Annotated in this window: 4 tRNA genes; all 4 read right to left on the bottom strand. The window is 56.3% G+C overall.

Annotated elements, in window-relative coordinates:
* Position 1 precedes the first annotated feature (1 nt).
* The 4 genes from QMG44_RS24230 to QMG44_RS24215 all read right to left on the bottom strand — a co-directional run bounded on the left by QMG44_RS24230 (position 2) and on the right by QMG44_RS24215 (position 441).
* Positions 2-78, bottom strand: a tRNA-Met gene (locus tag QMG44_RS24230).
* Between the two features lie 44 nt (positions 79-122).
* A tRNA-Met gene (locus QMG44_RS24225) sits at positions 123-199 on the bottom strand.
* A gap of 44 nt (positions 200-243) precedes the next feature.
* Positions 244-320: transfer RNA gene (locus tag QMG44_RS24220), tRNA-Met, on the bottom strand.
* A gap of 44 nt (positions 321-364) precedes the next feature.
* Positions 365-441: transfer RNA gene (locus QMG44_RS24215), tRNA-Met, on the bottom strand.
* Positions 442-446: the final 5 nt, after the last annotated feature.

Raw genomic sequence — 446 nt, 5'->3', positions numbered from 1 at the left:
TTGGTTGCGGGGGCCGGATTTGAACCGACGACCTTCGGGTTATGAGCCCGACGAGCTACCAGGCTGCTCCACCCCGCGTCCGTCTTTCTACTCTTGTAGAAACTTACTTCTTCAAATTTGATTGGTTGCGGGGGCCGGATTTGAACCGACGACCTTCGGGTTATGAGCCCGACGAGCTACCAGGCTGCTCCACCCCGCGTCCGTCTTCCTACTGTCGTAGAAGATACTTCATCAAATTTTAATTGGTTGCGGGGGCCGGATTTGAACCGACGACCTTCGGGTTATGAGCCCGACGAGCTACCAGGCTGCTCCACCCCGCGTCCGTCTTCCTACTGTCGTAGAAGATACTTCATCAAATTTTAATTGGTTGCGGGGGCCGGATTTGAACCGACGACCTTCGGGTTATGAGCCCGACGAGCTACCAGGCTGCTCCACCCCGCGTCCGT

This window comes from Enterobacter sp. 200527-13, assembly GCF_027924865.1.
Taxonomy (GTDB): domain Bacteria; phylum Pseudomonadota; class Gammaproteobacteria; order Enterobacterales; family Enterobacteriaceae; genus Enterobacter; species Enterobacter ludwigii.
Note: the sequence above shows the minus strand (reverse complement) of the source record. Positions and strands in the feature narration are given on the sequence as shown.